The 12,797-nt window shown below is 45.1% G+C and carries 11 protein-coding genes and 1 riboswitch; of the genes, 6 read left to right on the forward strand and 5 right to left on the reverse strand.

Annotation, left to right across the window (positions count from 1 at the left end; genetic code table 11):
* Window positions 1-132: 132 nt before the first annotated feature.
* Together htpX and rlmD are read left to right on the forward strand one after the other, a co-directional pair.
* A complete protein-coding gene (gene htpX / locus AAEM60_RS05635; protein ID WP_299745977.1) occupies window positions 133-1,014 on the forward strand; it encodes a protease HtpX in 882 nt (293 codons plus the stop codon).
* Between the two features lie 225 nt (window positions 1,015-1,239).
* Window positions 1,240-2,628: a 23S rRNA (uracil(1939)-C(5))-methyltransferase RlmD gene (gene rlmD / locus AAEM60_RS05640; protein ID WP_341357640.1), complete on the forward strand. Its 1,389-nt coding sequence runs from the start codon at window positions 1,240-1,242 to the stop codon at window positions 2,626-2,628.
* 142 nt (window positions 2,629-2,770) lie between these two features.
* Here the strand turns inward: rlmD and AAEM60_RS05645 are convergent, their stop codons facing one another.
* From AAEM60_RS05645 to AAEM60_RS05655, 3 genes are read right to left on the reverse strand one after another with little or no spacing between them, the layout of a single operon-like run.
* Window positions 2,771-3,364, reverse strand: a complete 594-nt coding sequence (locus AAEM60_RS05645) for a hypothetical protein (protein ID WP_299745981.1) — start codon at window positions 3,362-3,364, stop codon at window positions 2,771-2,773.
* Window positions 3,361-4,386: an ABC transporter permease subunit gene (locus AAEM60_RS05650; RefSeq protein ID WP_341357641.1), complete on the reverse strand. Its 1,026-nt coding sequence runs from the start codon at window positions 4,384-4,386 to the stop codon at window positions 3,361-3,363. The genes AAEM60_RS05645 and AAEM60_RS05650 overlap by 4 nt, the downstream gene beginning before the upstream one ends.
* Window positions 4,383-5,288: an ABC transporter permease subunit gene (locus AAEM60_RS05655; protein ID WP_299745985.1), complete on the reverse strand. Its 906-nt coding sequence runs from the start codon at window positions 5,286-5,288 to the stop codon at window positions 4,383-4,385. The genes AAEM60_RS05650 and AAEM60_RS05655 overlap by 4 nt, the downstream gene beginning before the upstream one ends.
* 264 nt (window positions 5,289-5,552) lie before the next feature.
* On the opposite strand from AAEM60_RS05655, the gene AAEM60_RS05660 reads away from it, so the two are divergent.
* Both AAEM60_RS05660 and AAEM60_RS05665 read left to right on the forward strand, forming a co-directional pair.
* The gene (locus AAEM60_RS05660) at window positions 5,553-7,010 is read left to right on the forward strand and encodes a YdiU family protein (protein ID WP_299745987.1); all 1,458 of its coding nucleotides are present in this window, start codon (window positions 5,553-5,555) and stop codon (window positions 7,008-7,010) included.
* A gap of 129 nt (window positions 7,011-7,139) precedes the next feature.
* Window positions 7,140-7,712, forward strand: coding sequence for an isochorismatase family protein (locus AAEM60_RS05665; protein WP_299745989.1), 573 nt, complete (start codon window positions 7,140-7,142; stop codon window positions 7,710-7,712).
* A 94-nt stretch (window positions 7,713-7,806) separates the two neighbouring features.
* Here the strand turns inward: AAEM60_RS05665 and nei are convergent, their stop codons facing one another.
* Window positions 7,807-8,631: an endonuclease VIII gene (nei, locus tag AAEM60_RS05670; RefSeq protein ID WP_341357642.1), complete on the reverse strand. Its 825-nt coding sequence runs from the start codon at window positions 8,629-8,631 to the stop codon at window positions 7,807-7,809.
* A gap of 138 nt (window positions 8,632-8,769) precedes the next feature.
* Window positions 8,770-8,875, forward strand: a riboswitch (SAM riboswitch).
* A 94-nt stretch (window positions 8,876-8,969) separates the two neighbouring features.
* Between nei and mmuP the strand changes: the two genes are divergently transcribed.
* Both mmuP and mmuM read left to right on the forward strand, forming a co-directional pair.
* On the forward strand, window positions 8,970-10,382 hold the full coding sequence (mmuP, locus tag AAEM60_RS05675; RefSeq protein WP_341357643.1) for an S-methylmethionine permease: 1,413 nt from the start codon (window positions 8,970-8,972) through the stop codon (window positions 10,380-10,382).
* Complete coding sequence (gene mmuM / locus AAEM60_RS05680) at window positions 10,351-11,301, forward strand: homocysteine S-methyltransferase (protein WP_299745995.1); 951 nt, start codon at window positions 10,351-10,353, stop codon at window positions 11,299-11,301. The genes mmuP and mmuM overlap by 32 nt, the downstream gene beginning before the upstream one ends.
* 70 nt (window positions 11,302-11,371) lie before the next feature.
* Here mmuM and AAEM60_RS05685 read toward each other — a convergent pair whose 3' ends face one another.
* The gene (locus AAEM60_RS05685; RefSeq protein WP_341357644.1) at window positions 11,372-12,733 is read right to left on the reverse strand and encodes a glucoamylase family protein; all 1,362 of its coding nucleotides are present in this window, start codon (window positions 12,731-12,733) and stop codon (window positions 11,372-11,374) included.
* Window positions 12,734-12,797 lie beyond the last annotated feature (64 nt).

The following is a 12,797-nucleotide window of genomic DNA, read 5'->3' on the forward strand; positions in this document are numbered from 1 at the left end:
TACTACTGGTTCCCTTGGGTCTCGTCAATTCACCTGGTGAGAGAGAATTATTCTTGTATTTTACCTAAAAAAAATATATAATGATTTCAGATACAGGTTCAAATGAACTTGAAATGAGAGTGAGGAGACAAGATGGGGAAGCGAATATTTTATTTCCTTTTAACGAACGTTCTAGTACTACTGACGATTAGTATTATTTTTTCACTAACTGGAGCAGGTAACTACATTAATGCTTCAGGCGGAATTGATTTCGGAGCGTTACTGGTTTTTAGTGCGATTATTGGTTTTTCCGGGTCGTTCATTTCACTGGCCATGTCTCGTTGGATGGCAAAGAAAATGATGGGCGTCCGTGTATTAGATCCGAATGGAGCATTGTCTTCTGAGGAACAGATTGTTGTTGAAAAAGTCCACCGTTTATCAAGAGCGGCTGGTTTAGTGCATATGCCAGAGGTAGGAATTTACAACTCTCCTGAAGTAAATGCCTTTGCGACGGGTCCTTCGAAGAAACGCTCATTGGTTGCCGTTTCGACTGGATTGCTTCGCGAAATGGATGATGATGCAGTTGAAGGCGTCATCGCTCATGAGGTGGCCCACGTGGCCAACGGAGATATGGTGACCATGACGTTGCTTCAAGGTGTGGTCAACACCTTTGTCGTTTTTCTGGCAAGAATCGCTGCATGGATTGCGTCACGATTTGTAAGAGAAGAAATGGCACCAATCGTTCATTTTGTTGCTGTGATTCTATTCCAAATCGTATTCTCGATCTTGGGAAGTTTAGTTGTCTTCGCTTATTCCCGTCACCGTGAGTATCACGCTGACCGTGGAGGAGCTGACCTTGCCGGTAAGGATAAAATGGTCCACGCTCTGCAAATGTTAAAAGCATACTCAAGTCGTATGAAGGGTGATGATGACACAGCCATCTCCACATTAAAAATCAACGGAAGACGAAAATCAGCCATCTTCTCGACTCACCCTGATCTGGATGATCGGATCAGTCGATTGGAAGCGAAATAATAAATTTAAGAGGTGCCTGACTCCGTTTGGGGGTTGGGCACTTTTTTTATCCTTGTAAGGGACGGAGGGACAGGTCCCTTGTCCCCATATCCACAAACTACTGAACTCAAGGAAGTGAATTGCATTGCATGGGACAAGGTGCCTGTCCCCATGTCCCTGTTGCATTCATCCTGCTTTTTTAATAAAGTATAGAGTTAGAGAGCATTTTGAAGGAGGACTCAGGAATTGACGAATATCAAACCAGAAACAATGGTTGCTACTATAGAAGAGTTAGATCAAAAAGGGTCGGGACAGGCTGTTATTTGGCGGGAGAATGAGCTTGGAAATCCGAAGAAGTTAAGGCTTACGATTCCGCAGACGCTTCCGGGAGAGAAGGTTCGTGTAACGGTTGATCAGCCTGATCGCAGAAGAAGGAAGGCCATGCCGGATGAAGTCCTTGAAGCCCATCCTGAAAGAACGGAAGCTCCATGTCCGCATTTTGAGCGGTGTGGCGGATGTGTGTGGCAGCATTGGGAATACGAGGGTCAGTTAAAACAGAAGACGGATCATGTGAAACATGCTTTGGAAGTCCAAGGCTTTGACCCGAATTTAGTGAGAGACACCATGGGGATGGATAATCCTTGGCGTTACCGCAATAAGATGGAATTTACGTTTTCTCCTGAAGGTGCCCTTGGATTGCATGAGCAGGGGAATTTCAGAAAGATTATTTCGCTTGAAACCTGTTTGATTGCAAGTGTTGAAATGGTGGAAGCGACGATGGAAGTCGCTGATTGGGTGAAGGACCACGGATTAAAAGGATATGATAAAGATAAGCATGAAGGCTTACTGCGTCACTTAATGGTGAGACAATCCTTTGTAACGGGCGAGCTAATGCTTGCGCTTTTTGCCACAGAGGCACCCGGCGCTCATCAAACAGCGGTGGACGATCTTGTAAAGCGTGTCGGCGAGAAGTTCCCGCATGTGAAAAGCTTGCTATGGCTTGAGAACACAGCATGGGCAGACCGTACACAGGCGGAGGAAATCCATCTCCTGTCCGGTCGTGACTTTATTTATGATGAAATGGATGGATACCGTTTCCGTCTTTGGTTCGATACGTTCTTCCAGACGAATCCGACACAAGCTCAAAAGCTTGTTGACTTAGCGATCGAAATGGGACAGCCGAAGAAATCAGAAAAAATGATCGACCTTTTCTGTGGAGTGGGAACATTTTCTCTACCATTTGCCAGTAGGGTAGGAGAGCTTGCCGGCATTGAAATCGTTGAAAGTTCGATTGAATCTGCGAAACGTAATGCTGAAGATAATGGCATCTCGAACACGACATTCCTGGCGAAGGATGCTCGTAAAGGAATTGACCAAATGCTGGAGAGCTTTGGACATCCGGAATTATTAATGCTTGACCCGCCACGATCTGGTGCAGGCGGAAAAGTCATGAGACGAATCGGACGCGCCAAACCGGAACGCATCGTGTATGTTTCCTGTAACCCTGATACGTTCGCAACGGATATTAAGGAGCTTGAACCATTCGGATACACCCTGGATGCTGTGCAACCTGTTGACTTATTCCCTCAAACGGTGCACGTGGAATGTGTAGCAACACTGACACTGAATTCATGAGTACACGGAGAGATTCTTCTCGCATGAAAGGAAATACCTGACCCTGATTGGGGGCAGGTATTTTTTTGTTTATGATTAAGAGGGACGGACCTCTCCTCTGCCTCACAAGGCAAAATTCAATTGCAGAATAGAGGTCCGTCCCTCATTTCACTGGCCTGGATTTTTTCGGAATGTTCGTCAGGTTCCATTTAGCGGCATCACCGTTTGGGTCAGAGATGCTCACGATCGGGGCTACTTTGATCATCCCGGAGATGGGGTTTTCGTTGTACTCGAAATCGAAGTAGCCGATGTTCGGGGCGATGTCCTCCCCCCGGAGCCCATAGATTTCCTGAACCTTGGATTTTTGGATGGCGGGGTTAAAGATGACCTCCAGCTTGTAGCGCGATTCCGGATTGACCCGTTGCACCTTGATCTGGAAATTCCCGTCTTCGTCCACCACCCCGGTACTTTCCGTGACGTATTCCTCACTTTCTTCTCCCTGCCAGTTGATGACCCTTGCGTAGGATTCGAACTCACCATAATCCTTTAGCCCGGCAGACATGGTGCTATCCTCTGGAAGGTTGGATTGGCCTTCTACAATGAGTTCTTTTCCTTGAAGCAGGACCGTTCCGGTTATATCAACCCTGACTCCGGAAGGCGCATCCTGCTTTTGAGAAAGTTCGGTTGCCATTTCAACCCGGCATCCTGTCAGTAAAAACAGACTGACCGCCAGAATATACTTCAGCCTATTCCTCAATGGAATTCCTCCTTTGAGCGGTTTGTGAACGTAAAGGGATCTTCCAGTCGAGAAGAAGGTCCCCTCTTGTTGGAAGGAGTCTCGCCTTTCCCGACAGGAAGCGTATCCTCAAGAAGAACCTTTTTTAAAAACCTGCTTATCTCATTGATGCAAAAGATTGAAACGGCAAAAAAAGCAAGTGGTGTCAGCACCAGCCACGTATGCAGAAAGACCATTTGAATGTTGATACTCATCGTGGCCGCCCACTCATTTGTATAGGAAAAGTATTCCGGTATGTGCTCCATGATCCCGAACTCCTCCGTTTTCAGACCACCCAAACAGATATGGAGAACTCCAAGTTGAATGAGGAGGTACAGGGTCTGGGAGATTTGCTCGGAAAACATGACAAGGGCATGGCGGCTGAACTGGGGCCGTAAATGGCGCTTGATGATATAGAATCTGCTTGCTCCGATTTGTTTGGATACGGTAACGAAATCATTTTTTAGATACTCCTTCATTTCTTCCCCGATATACATCCCGAGTGAAGGAATCACGATGATCGCAATCACCACTATTTCAATGATCAGAAATTGAAACGAATACATCGCCCCTGACTCGAAGGCAAGCTGGAGTGGGGTGAGAAGAACAAAGGCAATGATTGCAAGTGGGATGAAGTTAAATGTATCCCCGATCCCTTTGATCATCTGTTTCGCCCAATCAGGAAGAAAAGCATACACAATACCGAACGTGAACCCGCCGACCATGCGGAGCAGTGCAATGACCATTGCCGATAACAGCGTATATTTCGCACCGGCAAGGAGCAAATAGAATAAATTCCGTCCGAGTTTATCACTGCCCAAAGGGGGCATTTCCTCCATTGTATATGGAGGATCCGCGATTATTCGTCCAGAATCATCCTTTAAATACGGCGGCCCAGGTTCGAGCAGTTCTGGATATATGGCCGGTATGATGAAGCTCGCTGAAAGCATGACAAAGAGAAAACCAACGGGCAGCCAGAACCGGAATGATTTAAGAATCCTCATGAACTGACCTCCTCTCCAGACAGCCATTTTTTCAGTAAAATAGCACCTAATGTAAACACAATGAAGAATGGTATATAAATCATCAGCATCCCGATGAAAAAGGCACTTGGCGTATTGATGGAAACATCGAGGAGCACATTCATAAATCCGTTGATATTAAAAAGTATCTCAATGATCAACAGGTTTGAAAGCATAAGCAGAAAAATCGGTTTGATGTGATAATAAAAGTGAATCCACACATTTCGGAATAGGTGAACCCATACTGTATAGGCTTTTGAGAAACCCTTCGAATAGGAATATTCGACATATGGTTTTTCCTCTTCTTCCCGAAGCTGGAATAAGAAATGCTTCGTTAAAAAAGCAATTGGCATGATCGCAAGACAAATGATCGGGAGCAGATAGATTTTTTCATCCCCAAGGGTGTAGATGTCAAACAGCAAAATATCCGTCTTTTTGAAAAACCAGACAATGAAAAGTTGGATAAATACGATAATCAGAACATCCGGGAGGGAATCCAGTGAATCCAGCAAACGGAAGCAGATCTGATAAATTTTCTTAGGCAGAAACATAAACAAGTAGCTAACAAGGGAAGACGTGACGGCAGCAAGAAAAAAGGCCAGGAGCAAGAGCGAGAACGAGTAACCGAACAGCTGAAAAAACAACGGATAAATCGGGTAGCTTTTGAAGTCCATTGGATCCCCGATTTTGATGATAATGGAGCCTGGTCGGAGCATTTCACGTCCCATCTCCTGCAAGGTTTGAAGATATTTCCCCAGCATGATGACCAATTCCGTATCATACGCAAGCAGAGAACCGGCACCGCTGAAAAGGAATAATCCGATGCATGTGAGCAAGAATTGAATGGGAAGACCGATGACATTGAACTTTCTCAGTAAAAACACCCCCAAAGTCTTTTAGAAGTATTATATCTTTGCATTACAAAAATTTCAAAATAATTTTAATTTTTACAATAATGTTAATTTGCTGGATGTTATTCTTGGTATAGGAATTCATGCCAATGAAAATCCTATCAGTAGTGATACATACGCAGGTGCCATATAGGACATTAGCCGAGAAGAACGTTATAATGATGGTGACATAAAAGGGAACTACACAAAAATCATAGACGGTCTATGGTTTTTTGTTTTATTTATGAAAAGAAGGAGATGACGATAATGGGAAATCAAGCAGGTTGGAATCTCGAGAACAGCTATACCACACTTCCAAGTTCTTTTTTTACTAGACAGGATCCGACTCCTGTTCAAGCTCCAAAGCTGATCGTACTGAATGAACGAGTGGCTGAGTCGCTGGGGCTGGACGCGGGGAAACTTGGAGAAGAGGTAGAGGTATTTGCCGGGAACCGAATTCCGGAAGGTGCCGAACCCCTTGCTCAAAGCTATGCCGGGCATCAGTTTGGCCATTTTACTATGCTGGGAGACGGTCGTGCAGTCCTGATCGGTGAACAGATCACCCCATCAGGTGAGCGTTTTGATATCCAGCTCAAAGGGGGAGGGAGAACCCCTTATTCCCGAGGTGGGGACGGTCGCGCGGGACTTGGACCGATGCTCAGGGAGCATATCATCAGTGAAGCCATGCACGGACTTGGGGTTCCGACTACCCGGAGCTTGGCGGTGGTGACTACGGGTGAACCGATTTATCGGGAAACGGAACAGCAGGGTGCGATCCTGATCCGCGTAGCGGCTAGTCATCTTCGTGTCGGTACTTTTCAGTTTGCTTCTAAATTTGGAACGGTAGATGATCTCCGCGCACTGGCTGATTATGCAGTTGAGCGTCATTACCCGGAAGGTATGAATGCACCGAACCGTTATCTTTACCTGTTAAAAGAAGTCATCAAGCGCCAGGCTGCACTTATTGCCAAGTGGCAAATGGCCGGGTTCATTCATGGTGTGATGAACACAGATAACATGACGATCAGCGGAGAGACCATTGATTATGGACCATGCGCTTTTATGGATACGTATGACCCGGCAACAGTATTCAGCTCCATTGATACCGGGGGACGTTATGCCTATGGCAATCAGCCTCAAATTGCCGGTTGGAACCTTGCCCGATTTGCCGAAAGTTTGTTGCCGATTCTTCATGATGAACAAGAAGAGTCGCTGAAACTTGCTCAAGATGCTGTGCTGGAATTCCCTAAGCTGTATGAAGCTCGCTGGCTCGACGGAATGAGAGGGAAACTCGGTATTTTCAACAAAGAAGAAGGGGACGAATCCCTTGCAAAAGATCTTCTGGGATTAATGAAAGAGAATCGTGCCGACTATACGAATACATTCCGTTCATTAACAAATGAGGAAGAAATCGATCTGTTTAAAAATACTGAATTTATTCAATGGAAAGAACGCTGGGAAGAAAGACTAAACAGGCAAAAAGAATCGAAAGAAGCAACTCATCAGTTAATGCGAAAAAGCAATCCGTCGGTGATTCCCCGGAATCATCGTGTGGAGGAAGCGTTGGAAGCTGCTGTGAAAAGCAATGATTACAGCGTAATGGAGCGTTTGCTTGAGGTCCTTAAGAATCCTTACCAGTACACGACAGAACAGTGCGAGTACACCAAACTCCCGGAACCATCTGTTCGTCCTTACCGAACGTATTGCGGTACATGAAGAATGAACCTGTAACAGGAAGCCCAAAAGGTTTCCTGTTTTTTTTGTGTGTAAGAGGACTTTCTCATTGATAAGTCGAAACTATTCAAAGATAGTTGAGGAGAAAATGGAGATAAAGGAGTTTTTCTATTGAACCAAGCATTGCTCGTGATTGATGCCCAGCAGGAATTAATTGAAGGAAATGAAGGGGAACAAGCTGTATTCCAAAAAGAGAGGCTGATTGAAACCATCAATCGGGTCATCCAAATGGCAGCCGAAGCGGGTGCTCATCCCGTCTTTATACGGGATAAGGATGTCGGAGGCGGGGAAGGTGACGGATTCCAGGTTCACAGGGACATCCATGTTCCGGACAACGCTGTTGTGTATGATAAATTAGCGACAAATTCGTTTTATGGTACGCCTTTATTAAGCTTTTTAAAAGACAATAAGGTTGAACATGTCGTCATCATGGGCTGCCAAACAGAATATTGTATCGACACCGCTGTTCGGTATGCAACGGTTAATGGATTGGATGTAACCCTGGTATCGGATGGTCACTCAACGAAGGATTCATCCGTGTTGAAGGCTGAACAAATCATCCAGCACCATAACAAGGCTTTGTATGGTCATTATAATGTAGATCATTTCTCCGACGTCAGACAATCCGATGAAGAGTTGTTTCAGCCGAAGCATGATTATTATCGGGAGAAATACGGAATGTAGAATAGAAGAGCTCATTTTGTCAGATCTGATGAGATGAGCTTTTTACTGTAACACAGTTATCTTTGTTCATGGGAGGCGAGGGGGTGCAGGGAACCTATCTCCCAACCTGACATACCGGACAAAAATACAACCGCCTCGAAGCTGCGACCGTCTTCTCAATTTCACTCCCACAAATAAAGCATGATGCTCCTTCCCGATTGAATACCCAATGTCGATATTTTGAGCGCTTCTCTCCTTGAGCTTTTAACTTATCAACAAGTTCAAGATCGTTTGTAATTCCCCCAGTCTTATAGGATTGCATCATTAAATGAATGATTGCCTCTGATGTTTTCATCAATTGATCTTTCGTACAGTCAATCGGACGGAGAGAAGGGTGGATGCCTGCTGCAAACATGATCTCAGATCTCAAATAATTCCCGATTCCTGCTACAAACCCTTGATCTAATAAAAAAATCGACCACTTTCTTTTGTAGAATCGTTTGTCTTTCATTCTTTGGAGCAACTCGTCCGCTGTTACTTCTTCACTCAAAATATCGGGTCCCACTTTTGCAACGAAAGGATGCTCAGGTACCTCTTCATCACGTAGGACTTCAATATCAGATGCACTGTAAAGAAGTGCCGACTTTTTCTCATTATGTAGAGCCAATCTGAGCTGGCGGTTTGTCTTCGGATAATTGTAAAGGTTCCTGATGTACCACTTTCCATAGAGTTGATTGTGTGAATAAATGGTGTAGCCATTGTCAAAGCGGATAAGCATGGCTTTTCCTTTCGTATCCACTCTGGTCACGATCGATCCTTTTAAAAGGTCTTCGTACTCTTCTAAATGAGGGAAGGCAAAGTACACATCTTGTACGTTTTTATTTTTAAGAGCGCGCTCTACTCCATCTGCAGCTCTTCTGATTTCCGGACCTTCTTGCATGGCAGTTTCTCCTTTTTTAGTATAGTTGTTCCCTTTTTTCTTTCCGAAGTAACATTCGGATAGGCTGGGCTGCTCATCTGTTTCATGTTCTTGACATTATTCCAATATATTGATAAAGTTTTAAAAAATCTACATATTTTCTTATCCAGAGAGGTGGAGGGACTGGCCCTTTGAAGCCTCAGCAACAGGTCTGTGAAGATACTGTGCTAATTCCAGCGGGTGATTCAAACCTGATAGATAGGAGCAATCTTTTATTTGTCGGTGACGCACTCGTTCAGGGTGCGTTTTTTGTTTGTCCACTTATTCCACAATATATTCAGGAGGAAGGGTGTTTTTTTATGGAACACGCAGGTCAGAGTTTTAAAAGGAAGATGAAGACACGGCATTTGGTGATGCTGTCTCTTGGAGGGGTGATCGGAACCGGGCTATTCTTGAGTTCGGGTTATACGATTCATCAGGCTGGACCGTTTGGGACGATCCTTGCTTATTTGATTGGGGCGCTGGTTGTTTATCTTGTGATGCTTTGCTTAGGCGAGCTTTCTGTCCATATGCCGGAGACGGGATCCTTTCATAGTTATGCTGCAAAGTTCATTGGTCCAGGCACCGGTTACACGGTGGGCTGGTTATATTGGCTGACATGGACAGTGGCATTGGGGTCGGAGTTTACGGCGGCTGGCTTGATGATGCAGCGCTGGTTTCCTTCGATTAGTGTATGGATATGGAGCGCGGTCTTTGCTGCGTTGATTTTTGGACTTAATGCATTGTCAGTGCGGTTTTTTGCTGAATCTGAATTTTGGTTTTCTTTAGTAAAAGTGATTTCGATTGTTGCGTTTATTGTGATCGGGGCAGGGGCGATTGTCGGGTTCATCCCTCTCGGTCAATCAGAGCCCGCTCCGTTTTTCTCGAATATCACAAGTTCAGGGTTGTTTCCGAATGGGGCATTTGCCATCTTGATGACCATGCTTGCCGTGAACTTTGCCTTTTCAGGAACAGAATTGATCGGGGTTGCGGCGGGAGAAACGGAGAATCCATCAAAATCGATTCCTAAAGCTATCCGCACCACGCTTGTGAGATTGATCATCTTTTATGTAGGGACGATTGTCGTATTATCTGCTTTATTGCCGAGCCAGTCAGCCGGTATATTGGAAAGTCCTTTCGTAGCGGTGCTAGGACGGATTGGAATCCCATATGCCGCCGATATCATGAATTTTGTTATTATAACGGCCATTTTATCAGCCGCAAACTCAGGTTTGTATGCTTCTTCCAGAATGCTATGGTCGCTGGCAGATAAGCAAACCATCTCACCGATCTTTGCCAAATTGACTGATAGGGGAGTCCCTCTCAATGCGATTGTATGCAGCATGCTGGGAGGGGGACTGGCCTTGCTTTCAAGCATCATTGCACCGGGAACGGTCTACATCGTATTGGTTTCGGTCTCAGGCCTTGCGGTAGTGATCGTGTGGATGAGCATTAGTGCTGCCCAATTTCTATTTCGAAGACAGTATATAAAGGAAGGAAACGATGTGAAAGATCTGGCTTATCGGACGCCGCTCTACCCACTCGTTCCCATTGCGTCATTTCTGCTTTGTCTAGCTTCTTGTATCGGCATTGCCTTTGATCCCACTCAGAGGATAGCCCTTTATTGCGGAATCCCGTTTATCGTCCTTTGCTATGGAAGCTATTATCTAACACAATACGTAAAGAAAAGAGGAAAAGGTTATGTCGAATCAACTGAAGCTAAATCCCATTGATAGTATTTTACAAAAACATTCCCCACTGATTTTAGATGGAGCATTAGCCACAGAGCTGGAATCCCATGGCTTTGATTTAAACGATTCCCTTTGGTCTGCCCGTATACTTCTTGAAAAACCGGAAGCGATTGAGAAGGTTCATGCTGATTATTTCCGTGCAGGAGCCGATTGTGCGATTACAGCCAGCTACCAGGCAACGGTGGATGGTTTTAAAAAGCGAGGAATAGAGAAACCTGAAGCGCTGGAATTAATCAAGAGAACGGTTACTCTTGCCAAACAGGCCCGGGATGAATTCTGGAAGGAAGAGAAGGGCAATGCGAATCGGCCGAAACCAATCGTTGCAGGTTCTGTAGGACCTTACGGGGCATACCTTGCTGACGGCTCTGAATACGTTGGGAACTATGGAGTAAGTGATCAACATTTAGCAGATTTCCATTTTCCAAGAATCCAGGCATTAGTGGAGGCGGGTGCTGATTTGTTGGCATTCGAAACCATCCCGTCCTTGCAGGAAGCAAAGGTACTGGCTTCACTTCTGAAAGAATTTCCAGATACCTGCGCCTGGCTGTCTTTTTCATTAAAGGATGGAGAGACGATAAGTGATGGAACGGGGATTGAAGAGTGCGCGTGTGTGTTCAATGACGATGAACAAATCGCTGCAATTGGTGTGAATTGTGCACCAATTCCTGCGGCCAAGAAGGCGATAAGCGTATTAAGCAGAAACACTGACAAACCACTCATCGTGTACCCGAACTCAGGTGAGTCTTACAATGCTGAGACCAAAACGTGGCATGGGGAGGAAGGGTGCTCGGCGTTTGATGAGCAATCAGTAGTTTGGTACGAGGCAGGTGCCCGTATCATTGGTGGTTGCTGCCGGACGGATCCGGGTCAAATTGAGGCGTTGGCGAAGAGATGGAGGTAGGCAGTAACACTTAAAATACAAAAAGCCCAAGTAATACATCCACTTGGGCTTTTACATTATCTTCGCTACATTATTTAATAGAGAACGTCTCTTTTATCAGCAGGTCCTCAGGTGATTTCCCGATTTGATCTTGATGGAAGTAATCTCTGATGACTCCATCTTTTAAATAATTGACGATTGAGACCATTGTCATACCTTGATCTAAGGCGAGGTAGGCTTGTGTCACTTCACCTGTTTCCACATTGACTGAATCAAGGAAGCCGTATTTCCCGTACATATCGAAACGTTTCAACGCTTGGATGTTTTTGAACGCTTCCATCGGTGCGTATTCAAGTGCAAGGAAAGTGGCGTGTGGAGTGACAGTGCCATCTGACTTATAGCCGTCCATGCCTAATGGAGTAGCGGCAAATTCTGAATAGTTATCCGGTGTGGCTGCTGGTGACATGCCCCAGGCTGCATACCCTTGCTCTTTAGCATATTGAATCTGGATGTCTACATGACGCTTATTGTTCAAGCCAAGTGCGTTCTTCCCGAGTTCTTTCTCCTTCAGTACAAGCTGTGGCATCAATGCTTCAAACATGCTTCCTCCCCAGCTTGGTACATATTTAGTGCCCTTGTAGCTGTAATGTCCTTCGAAGACATCTACGCCGTCATATGTTTCTGTATATCCTTCAGGAATTTGAGCCTGCCAATCCCAGCTTTCAGGCATGGTGCGGAACATTCTCCACCAATGTTCTTCCGGTACGTCCTCTTTCCCGATGGCGATGTAGCTTGCTACGCGTGGTTCAGTATAGAAGGCACCATAATGATGAGAAGTATAGCTCTCGGTTGCTACATCATATCCGCCCCGCATTTGTCCTACTTCCGGTGTGTAAAGAGTGGAATAATCCATGTCCTCTACTAATGCGTGGGTCTCTTCATAGAGTTCCGGATACGCTTGTCCCACTACAACGAGTCCTGCAGATAGCCATCCATTATCAACAGTTGAAATGAATTGCCCCCAATCTGTCATGAGCGTTGCATCTTCTGTATAGTACCAGTTGTAAAATAATCCGTTCCATTTTTCCATAGCTTTTAATGAATTCAACGTCTTTTCGATGTTTGTCACGGCATCTTCACGTGAGATCAGGCCGACTTCCTCAGCTGAAATCGTACTCATCATATACATGGCGATGTTCGTTGGTGACGTGAATTTCTGGGCATTGATCTCCCCATTATCCATTCGTACGGCATCATAAGTGAGCCCGGTTTTCTTATCTGTAAAATCCTCGAAGTATCGATAGGTATTTTTTGAAATCGCTTTCAATTGTTTGGACAAAGCGATCTCTTTTCCTTTGGTTGTGTGCTCTGCAGAAGCCGCAGCAGGGGTTGTGGCGCTGACGATTAGCAATAAAGCTAACAGCAAAGAAAAATATTTCTTCAAATTTGACACTTCCTTTCAATTTGGTGAAACGTTTCGATTAAAGTATACAAGAGTGATCAAGAGACGTATATCA

Source organism: Rossellomorea sp. y25 (genome assembly GCF_038049935.1).
Taxonomy (GTDB): Bacteria; Bacillota; Bacilli; order Bacillales; family Bacillaceae_B; genus Rossellomorea.